This is a genomic window from Mariniflexile sp. TRM1-10 (assembly GCF_003425985.1).
In the GTDB taxonomy this organism is placed as follows: Bacteria; Bacteroidota; Bacteroidia; order Flavobacteriales; family Flavobacteriaceae; genus Mariniflexile.
Map to the genome: position 1 here is coordinate 3,162,057 of NZ_CP022985.1, position 20,208 is coordinate 3,182,264.

At 34.1% G+C, this 20,208-nt stretch carries 18 protein-coding genes and 2 tRNA genes; 16 read left to right on the forward strand and 4 right to left on the reverse strand.

Going from position 1 to position 20,208, the window contains the following annotated elements; genetic code table 11:
- Nucleotides 1-40 precede the first annotated feature (40 nt).
- The 11 genes from tuf (at nucleotide 41) to CJ739_RS13380 (ending at nucleotide 13,200) form a co-directional block, all read left to right on the forward strand.
- On the forward strand, nucleotides 41-1,228 hold the full coding sequence (tuf, locus tag CJ739_RS13330; RefSeq protein WP_117176150.1) for an elongation factor Tu: 1,188 nt from the start codon (nucleotides 41-43) through the stop codon (nucleotides 1,226-1,228).
- A 61-nt stretch (nucleotides 1,229-1,289) separates the two neighbouring features.
- Nucleotides 1,290-1,362 (forward strand) — tRNA-Trp (locus CJ739_RS13335).
- Nucleotides 1,363-1,552: 190 nt separating this feature from the next.
- Nucleotides 1,553-1,747 (forward strand): preprotein translocase subunit SecE, encoded by a 195-nt coding sequence (gene secE / locus CJ739_RS13340; protein ID WP_117176152.1) that lies wholly within the window; start codon nucleotides 1,553-1,555, stop codon nucleotides 1,745-1,747.
- 9 nt (nucleotides 1,748-1,756) lie between these two features.
- Entirely contained in the window at nucleotides 1,757-2,311 is a 555-nt protein-coding gene (gene nusG, locus CJ739_RS13345; protein WP_117176154.1) for a transcription termination/antitermination protein NusG, read from the forward strand.
- 74 nt (nucleotides 2,312-2,385) lie between these two features.
- Nucleotides 2,386-2,823 (forward strand): 50S ribosomal protein L11, encoded by a 438-nt coding sequence (rplK, locus tag CJ739_RS13350; protein ID WP_117176156.1) that lies wholly within the window; start codon nucleotides 2,386-2,388, stop codon nucleotides 2,821-2,823.
- A gap of 20 nt (nucleotides 2,824-2,843) precedes the next feature.
- Nucleotides 2,844-3,533, forward strand: coding sequence for a 50S ribosomal protein L1 (gene rplA, locus CJ739_RS13355; protein ID WP_117176158.1), 690 nt, complete (start codon nucleotides 2,844-2,846; stop codon nucleotides 3,531-3,533).
- 20 nt (nucleotides 3,534-3,553) lie between these two features.
- On the forward strand, nucleotides 3,554-4,075 hold the full coding sequence (rplJ, locus tag CJ739_RS13360; protein WP_117176160.1) for a 50S ribosomal protein L10: 522 nt from the start codon (nucleotides 3,554-3,556) through the stop codon (nucleotides 4,073-4,075).
- 65 nt (nucleotides 4,076-4,140) lie between these two features.
- Entirely contained in the window at nucleotides 4,141-4,518 is a 378-nt protein-coding gene (rplL, locus tag CJ739_RS13365; protein ID WP_117176162.1) for a 50S ribosomal protein L7/L12, read from the forward strand.
- A gap of 125 nt (nucleotides 4,519-4,643) precedes the next feature.
- Complete coding sequence (rpoB, locus tag CJ739_RS13370) at nucleotides 4,644-8,456, forward strand: DNA-directed RNA polymerase subunit beta (protein WP_117176164.1); 3,813 nt, start codon at nucleotides 4,644-4,646, stop codon at nucleotides 8,454-8,456.
- A 77-nt stretch (nucleotides 8,457-8,533) separates the two neighbouring features.
- Nucleotides 8,534-12,835, forward strand: coding sequence for a DNA-directed RNA polymerase subunit beta' (gene rpoC / locus CJ739_RS13375; protein ID WP_117176166.1), 4,302 nt, complete (start codon nucleotides 8,534-8,536; stop codon nucleotides 12,833-12,835).
- 47 nt (nucleotides 12,836-12,882) lie between these two features.
- Nucleotides 12,883-13,200 carry a DUF3467 domain-containing protein gene (locus CJ739_RS13380; RefSeq protein WP_117176168.1) on the forward strand — a complete coding sequence of 106 codons (318 nt, stop codon included), beginning with the start codon at nucleotides 12,883-12,885 and terminating at the stop codon, nucleotides 13,198-13,200.
- A gap of 242 nt (nucleotides 13,201-13,442) precedes the next feature.
- On the opposite strand, the gene CJ739_RS13385 is transcribed toward CJ739_RS13380, so the two are convergent.
- Together CJ739_RS13385 and CJ739_RS13390 are read right to left on the reverse strand one after the other, a co-directional pair.
- Nucleotides 13,443-13,676: a (4Fe-4S)-binding protein gene (locus CJ739_RS13385; RefSeq protein ID WP_117176170.1), complete on the reverse strand. Its 234-nt coding sequence runs from the start codon at nucleotides 13,674-13,676 to the stop codon at nucleotides 13,443-13,445.
- Between the two features lie 139 nt (nucleotides 13,677-13,815).
- Nucleotides 13,816-15,402 (reverse strand): peptide chain release factor 3, encoded by a 1,587-nt coding sequence (locus CJ739_RS13390; protein WP_117176172.1) that lies wholly within the window; start codon nucleotides 15,400-15,402, stop codon nucleotides 13,816-13,818.
- 118 nt (nucleotides 15,403-15,520) lie between these two features.
- Between CJ739_RS13390 and idi the strand changes: the two genes are divergently transcribed.
- The 3 genes from idi to CJ739_RS13405 are packed head-to-tail and all read left to right on the forward strand — an operon-like array spanning nucleotide 15,521 to nucleotide 17,426.
- Nucleotides 15,521-16,045 (forward strand): isopentenyl-diphosphate Delta-isomerase, encoded by a 525-nt coding sequence (idi, locus tag CJ739_RS13395; protein WP_117178983.1) that lies wholly within the window; start codon nucleotides 15,521-15,523, stop codon nucleotides 16,043-16,045.
- The gene (locus tag CJ739_RS13400; RefSeq protein WP_117176174.1) at nucleotides 16,042-16,452 is read left to right on the forward strand and encodes a 6-pyruvoyl trahydropterin synthase family protein; all 411 of its coding nucleotides are present in this window, start codon (nucleotides 16,042-16,044) and stop codon (nucleotides 16,450-16,452) included. Before idi ends, CJ739_RS13400 begins: the two co-directional genes overlap by 4 nt.
- Nucleotides 16,453-16,454: 2 nt before the next feature.
- A complete protein-coding gene (locus tag CJ739_RS13405; protein WP_117176176.1) occupies nucleotides 16,455-17,426 on the forward strand; it encodes a type I phosphomannose isomerase catalytic subunit in 972 nt (323 codons plus the stop codon).
- Nucleotides 17,427-17,489: 63 nt separating this feature from the next.
- On the opposite strand, the gene CJ739_RS13410 is transcribed toward CJ739_RS13405, so the two are convergent.
- Nucleotides 17,490-17,855, reverse strand: coding sequence for a hypothetical protein (locus tag CJ739_RS13410; protein WP_117176178.1), 366 nt, complete (start codon nucleotides 17,853-17,855; stop codon nucleotides 17,490-17,492).
- A gap of 520 nt (nucleotides 17,856-18,375) precedes the next feature.
- Here CJ739_RS13410 and CJ739_RS13415 point away from each other — a divergent pair.
- Both CJ739_RS13415 and CJ739_RS13420 read left to right on the forward strand, forming a co-directional pair.
- Entirely contained in the window at nucleotides 18,376-18,645 is a 270-nt protein-coding gene (locus tag CJ739_RS13415) for a hypothetical protein (protein ID WP_117176180.1), read from the forward strand.
- Between the two features lie 58 nt (nucleotides 18,646-18,703).
- Nucleotides 18,704-18,777, forward strand: a tRNA-Thr gene (locus tag CJ739_RS13420).
- A gap of 63 nt (nucleotides 18,778-18,840) precedes the next feature.
- Here the strand turns inward: CJ739_RS13420 and CJ739_RS13425 are convergent.
- Entirely contained in the window at nucleotides 18,841-19,542 is a 702-nt protein-coding gene (locus tag CJ739_RS13425; protein ID WP_117176182.1) for a DUF4369 domain-containing protein, read from the reverse strand.
- Between the last annotated feature and the right edge of the window lie 666 nt (nucleotides 19,543-20,208).

Genomic DNA, 20,208 nt, shown 5'->3' on the forward strand with positions numbered 1-20,208 from the left:
TAATATTATTATATAACTAAGATTAAATTATTTAAAAAACATGGCAAAGGCAACTTTCGATCGTTCAAAACCACACTTAAATATTGGTACAATTGGACACGTAGATCACGGTAAAACAACTTTAACTGCTGCTATTACTAAAGTATTAGCTGATGCAGGTTTATCAGAAGCAAAATCATTTGATCAAATTGATAACGCTCCAGAAGAAAAAGAAAGAGGTATTACAATTAATACTTCTCACGTAGAATATTCAACAGCTAACCGTCACTACGCTCACGTTGACTGTCCAGGTCACGCGGATTACGTAAAGAACATGGTTACTGGTGCTGCTCAAATGGATGGTGCTATTTTAGTAGTAGCAGCTACAGATGGTCCAATGCCACAAACTCGTGAGCACATCTTATTAGGTCGTCAAGTAGGTATTCCTCGTATGGTTGTATTCATGAATAAAGTGGATATGGTTGATGACGAAGAATTATTAGAACTAGTTGATATGGAAATTAGAGATTTATTATCTTTCTATGAGTATGATGGAGATAATGGACCTGTAATTGCTGGTTCTGCTTTAGGTGCACTTAATGGTGAACAAAAATGGGTAGATACCGTTTTACAATTAATGGAAGCTTGTGATACTTGGATTGAAGAGCCGTTAAGAGAAATTGATAAGCCTTTCCTAATGCCTATCGAAGATGTATTCTCTATTACTGGTCGTGGTACTGTAGCAACTGGTCGTATCGAAACTGGTATCGCTAAAACTGGAGATCCAGTTGAGATTATCGGTATGGGTGCTGAAAAATTAACATCTACTATTACTGGTATCGAAATGTTCCGTCAAATCCTTGATAGAGGTGAAGCTGGAGATAATGCTGGTATCTTATTAAGAGGTATTGAGAAATCTCAAATCTCTAGAGGTATGGTTATTGTTAAGCCAGGTTCTGTAACACCACACGCTAAATTTAAAGCTGAGGTTTATATCCTTAAAAAAGAAGAAGGTGGTCGTCATACACCATTCCACAACAACTACCGTCCACAGTTCTACGTACGTACAACTGACGTAACAGGAAACATAGCGCTTCCTGATGGTGTTGAAATGGTTATGCCAGGAGACAACTTAACTATCACTGTTGAACTTATCCAAAAAATTGCAATGAACGTTGGTTTACGTTTCGCAATCCGTGAAGGTGGTCGTACAGTAGGTGCTGGTCAAGTAACTGAAATTTTAGACTAAACAGTTTAATATATCATAAGCTAAGGTATTCCGTGTTTTCGGAATACCTTGACTTATATTTACGGGTTTAGCTCAGTTGGTAGAGCACTGGTCTCCAAAACCAGGTGTCGGGAGTTCGAGTCTCTCAACCCGTGCGAAGCAAAGGATTGTGAGCGAGAAGTTTATGCTGAGCGTAGCTGAAGTAAGTCTCTCAACCCGTGCACATGGAAGATATTGCTGAAAAGTAAATGTCTTATAATAAAGAATTAGAAATAAAGATTTCACTTAAAAATCAATTTTAAATTGATAGACAGAAATTTTTAATCTGTTGAAAAAAATATATAAATGGCTGGAATTGTAAATTACGTAAAAGAATCGTTTGGCGAACTTAAAAATAATGTGAGCTGGCCAACTTGGGCAGAAGCACAAAGTTTAACTGTTTTAGTTGCTGTATTTTCAATCGTGTTCTCCTTAGCAATTTGGGGAATCGATACGGTATTCAGTAAAATGATAGCATTTTATTTTCAATTGATTGGTTAAAGAAGAAATATGTCTGAGGTAAACGAAAAAAAATGGTATGTTGTTAGGGCTGTAAGTGGTCAAGAAAATAAGATTAAAACTTATATTGAGAATGAAATTGCTCGATTAGGTCTTCAAGATTATGTTGATCAAGTATTGGTTCCAACTGAGCGTGTGATTCAAATACGTAATGGAAAAAAAATTCATAAAGAGAAAGTTTTCTTCCCAGGGTATATAATGATCCAAGCCAATTTATCAGGAGAAATTCCTCATATTATCAGGTCGGTTACAAACGTAATTGGTTTTTTAGGTGAAACAAAAGGCGGAGATCCTGTGCCATTAAGACAATCTGAAGTAAACAGAATGTTAGGTAAAGTTGATGAGTTATCGGTTGAGGAAAATTCAACTGTGGCTATACCTTTTACAAAAGGAGAAACGGTTAAAGTTATTGATGGACCATTTAATGGATTTGATGGTACTATCGAAAAAATAAATGAAGAAAAGCGTAAACTAGAAGTTATGGTGAAGATTTTTGGAAGAAAAACACCATTAGAACTAAGTTATATGCAGGTTGAAAAAGTATAATAATTGTTACACTATATAAAAGATACGGTTTTTTGCTTCCAAATTAAAAAGCGTATCAACTTAAATTATTAAAAATGGCAAAAGAAATTGGTAAAGTAGTTAAGTTACAAGTTCGGGGAGGTGCTGCGAATCCGTCGCCACCGGTTGGACCCGCTTTAGGTGCTGCTGGAGTTAACATTATGGAGTTCTGTAAGCAATTTAATGCTAGAACACAAGATAAGCCAGGTAAAGTATTACCTGTGGTTATTACAGTTTACAAAGACAAATCATTTGACTTTGTAATTAAAACTCCTCCGGCTGCAGTACAATTATTAGAAGCGACCAAGTTAAAAAGTGGTTCAGGAGAACCAAACCGAAAAAAAGTAGCTAAAGTTTCATGGGATCAAATCAAAACTATAGCAGAAGACAAAATGGTAGATTTAAATGCATTTACTATTGAATCTGCTATGACAATGATAGCTGGTACCGCAAGGTCTATGGGTATAACCGTGACTGGAAACGCACCAAAGTAATCTATTAAAGACATTAAAAAATGGCAAGATTAACAAAAAAGCAAAAAGAAGCTTTAGCAAAAATAGAAAAAGGGAGAGTTTACTCTCTTGATGAAGCATCTGCATTAGTAAAAGAAATTACTAATACAAAGTTTGATGCATCAGTAGACATTGCTGTACGTTTAGGAGTTGATCCTCGTAAAGCAAACCAGATGGTAAGAGGTGTTGTTTCACTTCCTCACGGAACTGGTAAAGACATGAAAGTATTAGCATTAGTAACTCCAGACAAAGAAGCAGAAGCTAAAGAAGCTGGAGCAGATTACGTAGGTTTAGACGAATATCTTGATAAAATCAAAAATGGTTGGACCGATGTTGACGTTATTATTACTATGCCAAGTGTAATGGGTAAGTTAGGTCCTTTAGGACGTATATTAGGTCCTCGTGGTTTAATGCCTAACCCTAAAACTGGTACGGTAACTATGGATGTTGCTAAAGCTGTAACAGAAGTTAAAGCTGGTAAAATTGACTTTAAAGTTGATAAAACCGGTATCGTACATGCCGCAATTGGAAAAGCATCTTTTAGTGCTGATAAAATTGCTGGTAATGCAACAGAATTAATTCAAACATTAATAAAACTTAAGCCAACAACTGCTAAAGGTACTTACGTGAAAAGTATTTTCCTTTCTAGTACTATGAGTCCTAGTGTTGCTGTTGATCCTAAAGTTGGTTAAATTAGTTAAATACTTTTATTATGACAAGAGAAGAAAAATCACAAGTAATTGAGGAATTAACTGCAGAATTAGCCAATAATGCTAACATATATTTAGCAGATATTTCAGGATTGAACGCAGGAACAACCTCAGATTTACGTCGTGCTTGTTTTAAAGCAAACGTAAAGTTAGCAGTAGTTAAAAACACATTACTTGAAAAAGCAATGGAAGCTTCCGAAAGAGATTTTGGAAACCTTCCTTCAGTTTTAAAAGGAAATACATCCGTGATGTATTCTGAAACAGGTAATGTACCAGCTAAGTTAATAAAAACCTTCCGCAAAAAATCAGAGAAACCTTTATTAAAAGGAGCATTTATTGAGGAGTGCGTTTATATTGGCGACAACCAATTAGACATGTTAGTAGATATCAAGTCTAAAGAAGAGTTAATAGGAGAGATTGTTGGATTATTACAATCGCCTGCTAAGAACGTTGTTTCAGCACTTAAATCAAGTGGTGGTAAACTAGCTGGCATATTAAAAACACTATCTGAGAAAGAAGGATAGTATTAAGCAGTACGCACTATATTACAATTATATTACAATTAAAAATTTATTAAAAACGATAGAAAATGGCAGATTTAAAAGATTTCGCAGAAAAATTAGTTAACCTAACAGTAAAAGAAGTAAATGAGTTAGCTACAATATTAAAAGATGAGTATGGTATTGAGCCTGCTGCTGCAGCTGTAGCAGTTGCTGCTGGTCCTGCTGCTGGTGGTGATGATGCTGCTGAAGCTCAAACTGAGTTTACAGTTGTATTAAAAGCTGCTGGTGCATCTAAATTAGGTGTTGTTAAATTAGTTAAAGAATTAACTGGTTTAGGATTAAAAGAAGCTAAAGAATTAGTTGACGGAGCTCCAAGTAATGTAAAAGAAGGCGTTTCTAAAGACGAAGCTGAAGCTTTAAAAGCATCTTTAGAAGAAGCTGGAGCAGAGGTTGAGCTTAAATAAGCTTAGCTACCAAAACACATAAAGGTTTAGGTCTGGAGTTTAACCTTCAAGACCTAAACCATTTTGCGTATATAATAATTAGATACGCCATAACTATTATTTTTTAATCAAAATTCCGTCCATTGATGTTATCAACACAAGCTGAAAGATTAAATTTCTCGTCTATTGTAAATAGAACAGAATATCCAGATTTCTTGGATATTCAGATTAAATCCTTCCAGGATTTTTTCCAATTAGAAACAAAGTCTGAAGAGAGAGGCGATGAAGGTCTATATAATACCTTCATGGAGAACTTTCCCATTACTGATTCTCGTAATCAATTTGTTTTAGAATTTTTAGATTACTTTGTAGATCCTCCACGTTATGCTATTGATGAGTGTATAGAAAGAGGACTTACTTATAGCGTTCCGCTTAAGGCAAGGTTAAAGTTGTATTGTACAGATCCTGAACATGAGGATTTCGAGACCATTGTTCAAGATGTGTACTTAGGAACGATACCTTACATGACGCCAAGTGGTACTTTTGTTATCAATGGTGCAGAACGCGTAGTAGTATCTCAATTACATCGTTCACCAGGGGTGTTCTTTGGCCAGTCATTCCATGCAAATGGCACAAAATTATATTCGGCAAGAGTTATTCCTTTTAAAGGATCTTGGATTGAATTTGCTACCGATATCAATCAGGTAATGTATGCGTACATTGACAGAAAGAAAAAGTTACCGGTTACAACGCTTTTCCGCGCAATCGGGTTTGAGCGTGATAAAGATATCTTAGAAATTTTCGATTTAGCTGAAGAAATTAAAGTTTCTAAAACTGGATTAAAAAAATACCAAGGACGTAAATTAGCAGCTCGTGTACTTAACACATGGCATGAGGATTTTGTTGATGAAGATACAGGTGAAGTAGTATCCATCGAGCGTAATGAAATTATTCTTGATCGTGATACTGTATTAGATAAAGATAATATTGAAGAAATTATTGAAGCAGATGTTAAAGCGATTCTTTTACACAAAGAAAGCGCAGAACAAGGTGATTATGCTATTATTCATAACACGCTTCAAAAAGATCCAACAAACTCTGAAAAAGAGGCTGTTGAACATATATACAGACAATTACGTAATGCGGAACCACCCGATGAGGAAACTGCACGTGGGATAATTGATAAATTATTCTTTAGTGATCAACGTTACTCTTTAGGTGAAGTTGGGCGTTACAGAATGAATAAAAAATTAGGTCTTAATATTGAAATGGATAAGCAAGTGCTTACCAAAGAAGATATTATTACCATTATTAAATATTTAATCGAGCTTATCAACTCTAAAGCTGAGATTGATGATATTGACCATTTATCTAACCGTCGTGTACGTACCGTAGGTGAACAATTATCTCAACAATTTGGCGTTGGTTTAGCACGTATGGCACGTACGATTCGTGAGCGTATGAACGTTCGTGATAATGAGGTGTTTACACCAATTGATTTGATTAATGCCAAGACATTATCGTCTGTTATTAATTCTTTCTTTGGAACAAACCAGTTATCTCAGTTTATGGATCAAACCAATCCATTAGCAGAGATTACGCATAAGCGTCGTTTATCTGCACTAGGACCAGGTGGTTTATCTCGTGAAAGAGCAGGTTTCGAGGTACGTGACGTTCACTATACCCATTACGGTCGTTTATGTCCAATTGAAACTCCTGAGGGACCAAATATTGGTTTAATTTCATCACTTTCAGTATTTGCTAAAGTGAATGGCATGGGATTCATTGAAACACCATACCGTCCAGTAACTAATGGCGTTGTTGATATTAAACAAGCGCCCGTTTATTTAAGTGCTGAAGAAGAAGAAGGTAAGTTGATAGCTCAAGCAACTGTTAAAGTTGATGGAGAAGGTAAGATATTACACGATAAGGTAATTGCACGTATGGAAGGTGACTTCCCTGTAATAGACCCAACAAGTCTACATTATACAGACGTGGCACCTAATCAAATCTCATCTATTTCGGCCTCTTTAATTCCGTTCTTGGAACATGATGATGCGAACCGTGCATTGATGGGATCTAACATGATGCGTCAAGCCGTTCCATTATTATTGCCACAAGCACCAATTGTTGGTACTGGTTTAGAGCGTCAAGTAGCATCAGATTCCCGTGTATTGATAAATGCTGAAGGAAACGGTGTAGTACTTTACGTAGATGCAAACGAGATTAAAATTAAGTACGATCGTACCGAAGATGAAGCTAAAGTAAGTTTTGATAGTGATATTAAAACATATCAGTTAATCAAATTTAGAAAAACCAATCAAGGGACTTCTATCAACTTAAAACCAATCGTGGTAAAAGGAGATAAAGTAACTAAAGGTCAAGTATTATGTGAAGGCTATGCTACTCAAAAAGGAGAATTAGCATTAGGAAGAAACATGAAAGTGGCCTTCATGCCTTGGAAAGGTTATAACTTCGAGGATGCGATTGTAATTTCTGAAAAAGTTGTACGTGAAGATATCTTTACATCTATTCATATTGATGAGTATTCATTAGAAGTTAGAGATACGAAGTTAGGTAACGAAGAGTTGACTAATGATATTCCTAACGTTTCTGAGGAAGCTACTAAAGATTTGGATGAAAACGGAATGATTCGCATTGGTGCAGAAGTGAAACCTGGCGATATCTTAATTGGAAAAATTACTCCAAAAGGAGAAAGCGATCCAACTCCTGAAGAAAAATTATTACGTGCAATCTTTGGAGATAAAGCAGGGGATGTAAAAGATGCTTCTTTAAAAGCTTCACCATCATTAAATGGTGTTGTTATTGAGAAAAAATTATTCTCTAGAGCAGTAAAAGATAAACGTAAAAGAGCTCAAGATAAAGATGATATTGTAGCATTAGAAGCTATTTACGATAGAAAGTTTGAAGATTTAAAAGAAATTTTAATCGAAAAGTTGTTCAACATTGTAAACGGTAAAACCGCTCAAGGTATTTATAATGATTTAGGTGAAGAAGTATTGCCAAAAGGTAAAAAATTCACTCAAAAAATGTTAAATGCTGTGGATGATTATGCACATTTAGTGTCTGGAAAATGGACAACAGATGATCATACAAACCAATTGGTTGCCGATTTAATCCATAACTACAAAATTAAAGAGAACGATTTACAAGGATCTTTAAGACGTGAGAAGTTCACTATTTCTGTAGGAGATGAGTTACCAGCAGGTATTATTAAATTAGCTAAAGTTTATATTGCTAAAAAACGTAAACTTAAAGTTGGTGATAAAATGGCGGGTCGTCATGGTAATAAAGGTATTGTTGCTCGTATTGTAAGAGCAGAAGATATGCCTTTCTTAGAAGACGGAACACCAGTTGATATTGTATTAAACCCACTTGGGGTACCTTCTCGTATGAATATTGGTCAGATTTATGAAACTGTTCTTGGATGGGCTGGTCAAAAATTAGGACGTACATATGCGACACCTATTTTTGATGGTGCTACTATAGATCAAATCAATGAATTGACAGATGAAGCTGGAATTCCAAGATACGGACATACTTACTTATATGATGGTGGTACGGGGCAGCGTTTTGACCAACCAGCAACAGTAGGTGTTATCTATATGTTGAAATTAGGACATATGGTTGACGATAAAATGCACGCACGTTCTATAGGACCTTACTCATTAATCACACAACAGCCTCTTGGTGGTAAAGCACAATTTGGTGGTCAGCGTTTTGGTGAGATGGAGGTTTGGGCTCTTGAAGCTTATGGTGCTTCAAGTACTTTGCGTGAAATCTTAACTGTAAAATCTGATGATGTTATTGGTAGAGCTAAAACTTACGAAGCAATCGTGAAAGGTGAACCAATGCCAGATCCAGGACTACCGGAATCTTTCAACGTACTTATGCACGAATTGAAAGGTCTTGGATTAGACATAAGATTAGAGGAATAAAAAAATAGTATACAGTCGCAGTATTTAGTTTCTATTAGAGATTGAATACTGAGACTGAGACTGAATACTAAAAGAAAATGGCAAGAAAACAAGATAAGAATACAGTAAGGAGATTTAACAAAATCTCAATTGGTTTGGCATCACCAGAGTCTATCTTAGCAGAGTCTAGAGGTGAGGTTTTAAAACCGGAAACTATCAATTATCGAACTCACAAACCAGAAAGAGATGGTTTGTTCTGTGAGCGTATTTTTGGTCCTGTAAAGGATTACGAATGTGCTTGTGGTAAATATAAAAGAATTCGCTACAAAGGTATCGTTTGCGACCGCTGTGGTGTTGAAGTAACAGAAAAGAAAGTACGTCGTGATAGAGTAGGACACATCAATTTAGTTGTGCCTATTGCTCATATCTGGTATTTCCGTTCATTACCAAATAAAATAGGGTATTTATTAGGGTTGCCATCTAAGAAATTAGATATGATTATTTACTACGAACGTTATGTAGTAATTCAACCCGGAAATGCTAAAAATGAAGAAGGTGAACCATTACAAAAAATGGACTTCTTAACTGAAGAAGAATACTTAAATATTCTTGAATCACTTCCTCAAGACAATCAATATTTAGACGACTATGATCCAAACAAGTTCCTTGCTAAAATGGGAGCTGAATGTTTAATTGAGTTATTATCTAGAATTGATTTAGAGGCTTTATCATACGAATTGCGTCATAAAGCAAACACTGAAACGTCTAAACAACGTAAAACAGAAGCTTTAAAACGCTTACAAGTTGTTGAGTCTTTAAGAGAATCAAACAATAACAGGGAAAATCGTCCAGAATGGATGATCATGAAAGTTATTCCAATCATTCCACCAGAATTACGTCCTTTAGTGCCGTTGGATGGTGGTCGTTTTGCAACGTCAGATTTGAATGATTTATACCGTCGTGTTATTATCAGAAACAACCGTCTAAAAAGATTGGTAGAGATTAAAGCTCCTGAAGTTATTTTACGTAACGAAAAACGTATGCTTCAAGAGTCTGTAGATTCATTATTTGATAATACTCGTAAATCTTCAGCTGTAAAAACCGATTCTAACAGACCATTAAAATCATTATCAGATTCATTAAAAGGTAAACAAGGACGTTTCCGTCAAAACCTTTTAGGAAAACGTGTTGATTATTCGGCACGTTCGGTAATTGTTGTTGGACCAGAATTAAAATTACATGAATGTGGATTGCCAAAAAATATGGCAGCAGAGCTTTACAAACCTTTCGTCATTAGAAAATTAATTGAAAGAGGTATTGTAAAAACTGTAAAATCTGCAAAGAAAATTATAGACAAAAGAGAGCCTGTGGTTTGGGATATCTTGGAGAACGTTCTTAAAGGACATCCAGTATTACTAAACCGTGCTCCTACGTTACACAGATTGGGTATTCAAGCATTCCAACCTAAATTAATAGAGGGGAAAGCAATTCAATTACACCCATTAGTATGTACAGCGTTTAATGCGGATTTCGATGGTGACCAAATGGCGGTTCATTTACCATTAGGACCAGAAGCTATTTTAGAATGTCAATTATTAATGTTGGCTTCTCATAATATCTTAAACCCTGCAAATGGTTCACCGGTAACGGTACCTTCTCAAGACATGGTACTTGGTCTTTATTATATGACCAAGTTACGTAAATCGACTCCTGAAGCTAAAGTTAAAGGTGAAGGTTTAACATTTTATGCACCAGAAGAAGTTGAAATCGCTTTTAACGAAAAGAAAGTAGATTTAAATGCGGGTATAAAAGTTAGAACATTAGATATTAATGCCGATGGTAAATTAGCACCAACAATTATTGAAACAACTGTTGGCCGTGTATTATTTAATCAAAAAGTACCACAGGCAGCTGGATTTATCAACGAAGTTCTTACTAAAAAATCATTAAGAGATATTATTGGTAATATCTTAAAATATACATCGGTTCCTGAAACTGCAGATTTCCTTGACTCTATTAGGGATTTAGGATTTAAGTTTGCATTCCAAGGCGGTTTATCATTTAGTTTAGGTGATATCATCATTCCACCAGAAAAACAAGGCATGATTGATAAAGCTAATAAGTTTGTTGATGGTATTATGGGTAACTATAATATGGGACTTATTACGAACAACGAGCGTTATAACCAAGTGATTGATATTTGGACTTCTACCAATGCGGAATTGACTGAATTGTCTATGAAACGTATTCGTGAAGACCAACAAGGATTTAACTCAGTGTTTATGATGCTTGATTCTGGAGCGCGTGGTTCAAAAGAACAAATTCGTCAGCTTACAGGTATGCGTGGATTAATGGCCAAACCTAAAAAATCGAATGCAGGTGGTGGTGAGATTATTGAAAATCCAATTCTTTCTAACTTTAAAGAAGGACTTTCAATCTTAGAATACTTTATCTCAACTCACGGTGCTCGTAAAGGTCTTGCGGATACGGCTCTTAAAACGGCTGATGCTGGTTACTTAACCCGTCGTTTAGTGGATGTTTCCCAAGATGTGATTATTAACACAGAAGATTGTGGAACATTAAGAGGTGTTGAAGTAGAGCCATTGAAGAAAAATGATGAAGTTGTAGAAACACTTGAAGAAAGAATTGTTGGACGTGTTGCATTAAATGATGTGTACGACCCATTAACAGACGAATTGTTAGTAGCTTCAGGACAATTAATTGAAGATGATATTGCTAGAAAGATAGAAAATTCTCCAATTGAAAGTTTAGAAGTACGTTCTGCTTTAACTTGTGAAGCGTTACAAGGTATTTGTGCTAAATGTTACGGACGTAACTTAGCTACCGGAAAAATGGTACAACGTGGTGAAGCTGTTGGTGTAGTAGCTGCACAATCTATTGGAGAGCCAGGTACACAGTTAACACTTCGTACGTTCCACGTAGGTGGTATTGCAGGTAACATTTCAGAAGAAAATAAATTAGCAGTTAAGTTTAACGGTATTGCCGAAATTGAAGATTTAAAAACTGTTAAAGGCAAAGATGGTGAGGGTAATGATATCGATATTGTTATTTCCCGTACATCTGAGATTAAGTTAATTGATAAGAAAACAGGTATTACTTTAAGCACGAATAATATTCCTTACGGTTCTAACCTATTGGTAAAAAATGGTCAGGAATTACAAAGAGGCGATGTTGTTTGTACTTGGGATCCATATAATGGTGTTATTATTTCAGAATTTGCTGGAAAAATTAAGTACGAAAACATTGAGCAAGGTATTACCTATCAAGTTGAAATAGATGAACAAACAGGTTTCCAAGAGAAAGTTATTTCTGAATCTAGAAACAAGAAGTTAATTCCAACGCTTCATATTGAAGATGCTAGCGGAGAAACTATTCGTTCATACAACTTACCAGTTGGTTCTCACTTAATGATTAACGACGGAGAGAAAATTGGCGTTGGTAAAATTTTAGTGAAAATACCTCGTAAATCTGCTAAAGCAGGTGATATTACAGGTGGTTTACCACGTGTAACCGAGTTGTTCGAAGCACGTAATCCTTCAAATCCTGCTGTTGTTAGTGAGATTGATGGTGTGATTTCTTTCGGAAAAATTAAACGTGGTAACCGTGAGATTGTTGTAGAATCTAAATTAGGTGAAGTTAAAAAATACTTAGTTAAATTATCTAATCAAATTCTTGTTCAAGAAAACGATTATGTAAAAGCAGGTATGCCTTTATCAGACGGTTCTATAACTCCAGACGATATCTTAAACATAAAAGGACCATCTGCAGTTCAACAATATTTGGTAAACGAAGTACAAGAAGTTTACCGTTTACAAGGTGTGAAAATTAATGATAAACACTTTGAGGTTGTTGTAAGACAAATGATGCGTAAAGTACAGATTATTGATTCTGGTGACACCCTTTTCTTAGAAGATCAATTAGTACATAAAGATGATTTTATCCAAGAAAATGATGCTATTTTCGGATTAAAAGTTATTGAAGATGCTGGAGATTCATCAAACCTTAAACCAGGTCAAATTGTAACACCTCGCGTTTTAAGAGATGAGAATTCAATTTTAAGAAGAGAAGACAAAAACCTTGTGACTGCCAGAGATGCGAAACCAGCAACGGCAACACCTATATTACAAGGTATCACTAGAGCATCACTTCAAACGAAATCATTTATATCGGCAGCTTCTTTCCAAGAAACTACTAAAGTACTTAATGAAGCAGCAGTCGCTGGTAAAGTAGATAGTTTAGAAGGCTTGAAAGAAAACGTTATTGTTGGACATAGAATACCAGCAGGTACGGGTATGCGTAGATATACTGATATTATCGTTGGCTCTAAAGAAGAGTTTGACGAAATGATGCAAGTAAAACAAGAATTAAATTATAATTAAAGAATTCCCGCGAAAGCGGGAATCTTTCATTTAAAGGAAAAACTAAAATGGCAGACGAAAAGGATAAACCAAAACCAGGTCAAATTAATATAGAATTGGATGAAAATGTAGCCGAAGGGATATATTCTAATTTAGCTATTATTAATCATTCTGTTTCAGAGTTTGTTGTAGATTTTGTTAGTATTATGCCTGGAGTTCCTAAAAGTAAAGTGAAATCTAGAATTATATTAACACCACAGCATGCTAAGCGATTACTTAAAGCTTTAGGTGATAATGTAGCTCGGTTTGAAAATGCTCATGGTGAAATTAAAGATTACGAGCAACCGCCAATACCATTGAATTTTGGTCCGACAGGCCAAGCATAGTAAATAATATGTTTTATACTTTTGGAAGGTTGCTCGACATGTTTCAATGAGCAACCGCCAATACCATTGAATTTTGGTCCGACAGGCCAAGCATAGTAAATAATATGTTTTATACTTTTGGAAGGTTGCTCGACATGTTTCAATGAGCAACCGCCAATACCATTAAATTTTGGTCCGACAGGTCAAGCTTAAAAAGTAAAAATCCCATTGAAATTTTCAATGGGATTTTTTTATACTTTTATTTACGAGGCTTTTTTGTTTAAATTCTTTCGATATTTCAGTGCTCCTGACGGACATCGTTTGATTTGATTTATAATACGATTGGTTTCGGTACCATCTAAATAGATCCAAGGTATAACGCTGGTTCTAAAAACTTCCGATAAGCCTTTAGCACATTTTTCAGCATGAATACACTTGCAGGGTTCGTAGGTTACAGTAATATCGTCATTACTGAATTCGTTTGTATAAGTTTCCATAAGCGTTCATATTTGGGGTATGAATTTTACTTGTATTAATAATATCATAAAAATACCTAATAAAATAAACAATATGATAAAAATAACACATGAAAATTATCATATTATTTATTTATACCCAATAATAATCGTTGATTTACTAAAATTCGGAGGTAAAATGGAATTTTATATTTGGATATGTTTGCTGAGTCATCTGTAACGAAAAGGCAGAATCGGCTAAAAATACCAACTGATTTTGTTTGTCTTTTGCTAAGTAACGCTGTTTTACTCTGGTAAATTCTTTGTATTCATCGCTTTTAGAGTTTTTAGGATCTACCCAACACGCTTTAAATACATTTAAACTTTCGTAAGTACATTTGGCACCGTATTCATGTTCTAAACGGTACTGTATAACTTCGTATTGAAGTGCACCAACAGTTCCAATAACTTTTCGCCCATTAAGTTCCAATGTAAATAATTGGGCAACACCCTCGTCCATTAATTGGTCAATCCCTTTAAATAATTGTTTGGATTTCAAAGGGTCAGCATTATTAATATATCTAAAGTGTTCAGGAGAAAAACTGGGGATTCCTTTGTAATTTATAGCTTCGCCTTCGGTTAAGGTGTCTCCAATTTTAAAGTTCCCTGTATCGTGTAACCCCACAATATCGCCTGGATAGGAGATATCTACAATTTCTTTCTTTTCAGCAAAAAAGGCATTAGGACTTGAGAATTTTAATTTTTTACCATGTCTTACATGTAAATATGGTTTGTTTCTTTCAAATGTACCCGATACAATTTTAACAAATGCCAAACGGTCTCTATGGTTAGGATCCATATTAGCATGTATCTTAAAAACAAAGCCTGTAAATTTATCTTCCTCCGGTTTTACAAGGCGTTCTTCACTTTGTTTTGGTCTTGGTTTTGGTGCTATTTCAATAAAACAATCCAGCAACTCGCGAACACCAAAATTGTTTAAAGCAGATCCAAAAAATACAGGTTGTAAATGGCCGTCTAAATAGGTTTGCTTATCAAATTCAGGATAAATACCTTCTACCAATTCTATTTCATCTCTTAACTTTTTTGCAGCTTTATCACCAATAAGCTTGTTTAGTTCTGGGGATTGTAAATCGGAAATCTCAATGGTTTCTTCAATGTTTTTTCTGCTGTCTCCACTAAATAAGTTAATGTTTTTCTCCCACATGTTATAAATACCCTTAAAATCATAACCCATGCCTATAGGGAAACTCAAAGGCACTACTTTTAAACCTAATTTTTGTTCAATTTCATCCAATAAATCAAAAGCATCTTTACCTTCTCTATCCATTTTATTTATGAATACAATCATAGGTATGTTTCTCATGCGGCAAACTTCAACTAGTTTTTCAGTCTGTTCCTCAACACCTTTGGCAACATCAACAACCACGATAACACTATCAACAGCTGTTAGGGTTCTAAAAGTGTCTTCAGCAAAATCTTTATGTCCCGGCGTATCAAGAATATTAATTTTAGTGCCGTTATACTCAAAAGCAAGTACCGAAGTGGCAACCGAAATACCACGTTGACGCTCAATTTCCATAAAGTCACTGGTCGCACCTTTTTTAATTTTATTGCTCTTTACAGCGCCAGCTTCTTGTATAGCACCCCCAAAAAGTAATAATTTTTCGGTTAGTGTTGTTTTTCCAGCATCGGGATGTGAAATAATACCAAAGGTTCGGCGTCTGTTAATCTCCTTAATAAAACTCATAATAATTTTGCAAATTGGTCTGCAAAGATACTTTATAATTTATGATTTCAGAATCCTCATATTATATTTTATAGATAGAATTATTATATTAATGTTTTACTTGGTATTTTTGCTTTCTATGGAAGAAGAAAAAGTAATTCTTGTAAATGAAAACGATGAACAAATAGGCACCATGCCTAAAATGGAAGCACATGAAAAAGCATTGTTACATCGTGCATTTTCAGTATTTGTGTTTAATGATAATAATGAATTAATGCTGCAACAACGCGCAGCCCATAAATACCATTCACCCTTGTTATGGACAAATACCTGCTGCAGCCACCAACGTGTTGGGGAAACCAATATTCAGGCAGGAAAGCGCCGCTTAATGGAAGAAATGGGCTTTGTTGTAGAATTAGAAGATACGATTTCGTTTATTTATAAAGCACCTTTTGATAATGGTTTAACGGAGCATGAATTCGACCATATCTTGATTGGGAAATACAATAGCACACCAATAATCAATCCAGATGAAGTGGCCAGTTGGAAATGGATGTCGCTTGATGCTGTGAAGAATGATATTTTGGAACATCCAGAATTTTATACCGAGTGGTTTAAAATTATTTTTGATAAATTCTACGAACATATAAATATTTCAAAATGAAGGTAACAGTTAGTAGAAAGGCGCATTTTAATGCTGCGCACCGTTTATATAGAAAAGATTGGACTCATGAAAAAAACGATGAAGTGTTTGGTAAATGCAACAATCCAAATTTTCATGGGCATAATTATGAATTAATTGTAAGTGTCACGGGCGAAATTGATAAAGAAACGGGTTATGTCATAGACATGAAAGTTTTAAAAGACATCATTAAAGATGAAGTTGAAGATGCTTTCGATCATAAAAATTTAAATATTGAAGTACCCGAATTTAAAGATTTAAACCCTACTGCCGAAAACATTGCAGTTGTTATTTATAATAAGATGAAGCCGAAAATTGATTCAAAACTAAGTTTGGAAATAACACTTTTTGAAACACCACGTAATTTTGTAACTTATTCAGGAACCTAAAAATGATAGACACTTTATATCCAATTAAATTTGCACCCATTTTAAAAGACAAAATTTGGGGAGGGCAAAAATTAAAAACCTTGCTTAATAAAAAAAGCGATTTACCAAATATTGGTGAAAGTTGGGAAATTAGTGATGTAGAAGGCGATACGTCCATAGTTAGTAATGGCAGTTTAAAAGGACAATCATTAAAACAACTTTTAGAAACCTATAAATCTGATTTGCTAGGACTAAAGAATTATGAAATTTTTAAAGATAAGTTTCCCTTGCTCATCAAGTTTATAGACGCCAAAGAAGATTTGTCTATCCAACTGCATCCGAATGATGAATTAGCGGCAAAAAGGCATAATTCCTTCGGAAAGACAGAAATGTGGTATGTATTTCAAGCAGACAAAGGTTCTAATCTTATCGTTGGTTTTAATCAAGATATGACACCTGAAAAGTATTTAAAGCATTTAGAAAATAAAACACTTACTGAAATCTTAAACTTCGACGAAGTTAAGGAAGGAGACACTTATTTTATTGAAGTAGGGCGTGTACATGCTATTGGAGCAGGTGTTATGGTGGCTGAAATTCAACAAACCAGTGATATTACTTACAGGGTTTATGATTGGGATCGCGTAGATGCTAACGGTAATGAACGTGACTTGCATAACGATTTGGCCATAGATGCCATCGATTTTAATATGCCGGATAATTTTAGAGTGACTTACAATAAAACCGAAAATCAATCAAACGAAATGGTGAGTTGCCCATATTTTACAACGAACTATTTAAAAGTTAATAAAACACTTCAAAAAGAAAACCATCATGATTCCTTTATTATATATATGTGTGTAGATGGTGAAGGCGAAATTAAGGCAAATGGTTTTTCAGAAGCCATAAAAAAGGGAGAAACTATTTTACTTCCAGCAGCTATTAAAGATTATGAGATAGCTTCTAAAGATGCGACTTTATTGGAAGTGTATTTATAGAATTTGTTTAAACTTTTCATAAAAAAAGAAATTCCCAAGAGTAGTATTCCTTGGGAATTTTATTTAACAAGCAGTTCTATTCGTATTGTACCTTTTCTCTACTGGAAAATCAAACAAAGCACTGCAAATCCGTTCTTGATAATTTGTAGTGGATTTTGCTTTTGTAACAGTTATGTTTACTAGATAGCCTTCTTTATTTTGTTTCACTAATTGGGCTTGAATAGTCAGTTTATCATTCAAAAATGCATTTTTGTACATTTTAAATTTAAAATCGCCAATCTCTGGAATGTCTTGTAAATAAAATTCTTTTACAGGGTAAGTAGCAACAGTTTTAATTTTATCATAAAGTACATGGGGCAATAAAAAGCCATTACCATTACTTATATCTTTTGTTACTATAAATGGGGTATTTATGTGATGTGTTTTCATGAGTTGTTTTTTTATGGGTATAATAATAAAGGTGTTAAGTTATGTCTATGGTATGTGCTATACATGACGTTTGCACAAGTGGCATTGATAAAAAGTTGGATTTTCTGTTTAATGGATTTTAGAGTTTTCATATGTAATTAATTATTGTTTTTTAAAGGTCATATGGTATCGCCTCATTTTTATTGGTGTTTGCTTGTGGGTTGTTAGTGGCGATTTCATGATTTTAAAGATTTAATTGATTTTAAATAAAAAAGGTGCCTTTAAAAAAAGCACCTTTATTTGTTATAGTTATAATTGTATTATTTAACGTTTATTCAAGATGCATATAAGTTTTGTGTTGGGTCATAAAACGAACCACCGCCTTAGCCTGTTGAGAGGTAAGGTTACAAATTTGGTTATATGACAACTTTATTGCATTCATCAAGACCAAATGTAATAATAATTTTTTTAAATTAGTCATGTTTTATGAGAATTTTGATTAAGATTAATGTAATTTTGCGTCAAATTAAAATATTGAATTATGGCAAATGTTAGAAACCTAAAAAAAGATATTAATTACGTTTTAGGGGATATTATAGAAGCGGTTTATGTTTGGGAGTTAACAAACGCAAGCAAAGACAACAAGAAAAGTGAAGCAATTATTGATGAAGCTATCAAAACGTTTGATGAATTAATTGCTAAAGTAAATGCTAAAAATGTAGAGAATTCTAAAGCACATTTTAAGGCTATTAATGTTGAGTTGGAAACTAAAGGAAGAGCATTAATTGAAAAAATTAATAAATTAGCATAATTTTTTTTGCGGACTGCTTGCAAATATGATTTTTGCTATTATATTTGCACCCGTAAATGCCGATGTAGCTCAGCTGGCTAGAGCAGCTGATTTGTAATCAGCAGGTCGTGGGTTCGAGTCCCTCCATCGGCTCTTAATAATAAAAAAAAGACCTTTCTAAATGAAAGGTCTTTTGCTTTTTATAAAGGGGGGCAATTACTTCTCAGATTCTTTTATTTTGTCAATAAACCCCTGTAATTCTTTACCATATTTAGACGCTTTAACTTTTGGTGTTAAAACGCTATTGATGGTGTCTAAAAATTTAACTTTAGCATTGTAAATTTCAGTTAGGGCTAAGTAAGGTGCCACTTCACTGTCTTTATGGTTCAAAGCAAAATTAACAGTAAATAAATAACGGCGCTTTAGATTACTATCTGATTTTTTTTGAATAGTATTGTATTCGGACGTATCACCTTTCTTTAGTGCTTCAAAACCTTCTTTAATAAGATCTAGATTTTGCTCATTAAAACGCGTTCGCATCAATTTGTATTCTTCAAATACTTTTTGTTGTTCAGAACCATTAATTTTTGCGCCAAATCCAAAGTTCTTAACAGAGGTTGTTATTTCGGTTAGGCCTTTATCTGCAAAAAATACAATTTGGTCTTTTTCAGAGCTGTTTTTATCTAAAAACAAATAAAAGACTTCAGGTGATTCTAAAGAAGAAGCATGTAATGTAATATCCGATTGACCATTTACTGCTACGGTATCGATTGTAATAAGATTGTCATTCTTTGCTTTTTTCAAATAAAGAACTCCTTTTTTTAAACCATTTACATGAACCTTTACAGTTAAGTCATGTTGTTCTTTGCTGCAGGCTAAAATTACAAGCGATAATAGGATGTATATTATTTTTTTCATTAATTGATTAATTTTTTAAAACGCAAATATCTTATAATTATATTTTAAATGCTAGAGAGTATCTAAGTTTTATCCTTTGGTTCTTTTATGCGGCTTTTTCCGTCATACTTCAGCTGTTTTTTCGATCCGTAGCCATGTACCTCTCCTTCGCGGCAGCCTGGTTCCTTCGCTAAAAAGGTTTCCAGACCTTTTTTATACGCTCGGCCCTGTCTGATGAAAAAAAGCACTATAAAATATTCCAAAAACAACATTTAGGGTGTCTCTATTGGTAGTTAACTATTTTATAAGTTTCTTGTTTTAGGTTACTGCCATTTTTATTTTATATTTTTTTATGGAATTATTTGTTTTGGCACAGTAATTGTGTTCTGTTTGTTAGTTATATTCTTATACAAGGTTTATTGAGTGGTTACTTTAAACTTAGAAATTGTAACTCATATTTTAGTTGGTTAGTTAGTAAAAAAGCATCCTTTATAGGGTGCTTTTTTTATGTAAAAGCATTTTTTAATAGTGTATTTCATCGATAATATCAAATATTTCATCTTTAAATGTTAAAATTAAATGTATTTCAACGAATTATAATGTATTTTGTCGTTCTAATTCATTTTTAATTATATCTTTGAAGTGTACTAAATAATATACTTTTTAGTTCAATGGATTAATTAATTA